The sequence below is a fragment of the Nocardiopsis alkaliphila YIM 80379 genome, assembly GCF_000341005.1.
GTDB classification, from domain to species: domain Bacteria; phylum Actinomycetota; class Actinomycetes; order Streptosporangiales; family Streptosporangiaceae; genus Nocardiopsis; species Nocardiopsis alkaliphila.
This window is the reverse complement of the sequence record NZ_ANBD01000206.1, coordinates 1-1037: the sequence shown is the minus strand read 5'-3', so window position 1 is coordinate 1037 and position 1037 is coordinate 1. Positions and strand designations below refer to the sequence as shown.

At 63.4% G+C, this 1037-nt stretch carries 2 protein-coding genes; both read left to right on the top strand.

Translation table 11 applies throughout. From position 1 onward, the window contains the following. The first annotated feature begins 268 nt into the window (after positions 1 to 268). Positions 269 to 637 (top strand): type II toxin-antitoxin system RelE/ParE family toxin, encoded by a 369-nt coding sequence (locus D472_RS0124355; protein ID WP_017607033.1) that lies wholly within the window; start codon positions 269 to 271, stop codon positions 635 to 637. Next, complete coding sequence (locus D472_RS0124350) at positions 637 to 957, top strand: helix-turn-helix domain-containing protein (RefSeq protein WP_017607032.1); 321 nt, start codon at positions 637 to 639, stop codon at positions 955 to 957. Before D472_RS0124355 ends, D472_RS0124350 begins: the two co-directional genes overlap by 1 nt. The last annotated feature ends 80 nt before the right edge of the window (positions 958 to 1037 follow it).

Genomic DNA, 1037 nt, shown 5'->3' with positions numbered 1-1037 from the left:
GCCAGGACCAACCGGAAACTCAGGGCGCTGGCCGGGCGGTCGTGGCTTCCCAGAGCCCCCTTCAACCTGCCGCGTCTGGCGCGTTCCATGTGTGGCCACCTCCTGACCCTAGGCTCACCCCAGCGCCCCGGCCTTGGCCACGGGGCCCTCGATCGACCCTGATCAGGGCCTGGATCTCACAGAGTTCGAAGAACCCCGGTGGAGGCGAACCAAGTACTTTAGGATTTTCTTAAGTCGAGTTATTCTTGGGAGCGAGGAGTTGCGGAGCGTGTGGGAGATTCTGATGACCTCCGAGGTAGCGGATTTCCTGGAGACGCTCTACGCGACCGATAGAAAGAGTCACACCCTGGTGAACCAGGCGATCCTGATATTGGAACGCAACGGTCCTGCGGAAGGGCGACTGTTGGTGGACACGGTGACCGGATCGGCGATGGCCAACTTGAAGGAGCTTCGGCCCGGATCCGCCACGGGGAGTGAGGTGCGCATTCTGTTCGCCTTCGACCCTTGGCGCTCGGCGATCCTCTTGGTGGCAGGGGACAAGGCCGGTCGCTGGAAGAGTTGGTACCGAGACGCGATCCTTGAAGCTGAACGCCTCTATCAGGGTTATCTGAAGGAACGTGAAGGGGAAGGGGCCTGATGAGCGGGTACCAGAGCTGGCGAAAGAGCGGGCACCTGGAACGGGCGGTGGCCGACGCTGGAGGCTCCGAGGCATTCGAAGCCGGGGTGGAACGTCTGCGCGACCGGGCGCGGGCTTGGCGCTTGGTGGAGATGCGTGAACACCGAGGACTGAACCAGAGCCAAGTGGCGGAGCGTATGGGGATCTCCGTCGCCCGCGTCTCACAGATCGAGGCCGGTGACGTCTCCACACGTGAGGTACTCGACCGCTACGTCTCGGCGCTCGGCGGCACGTTGACGCTCATCGCCGACTTCGGAGACGAACAGCTGAAGGTCGGCTGAGTGCTCCACCTCGAGCATTCATGGAAGAGGGCCCGGAGCGGGTGAATGCTCCGGGGCCCGAGGTGGTCTAGTGACCTGGG

What these genes read in the sequence shown, in the direction of transcription:
- D472_RS0124350 (WP_017607032.1), top strand. Translation starts at nt 637, where the DNA reads ATGAGCGGGTACCAGAGCTGGCGAAAGAGCGGGCACCTGGAACGGGCG.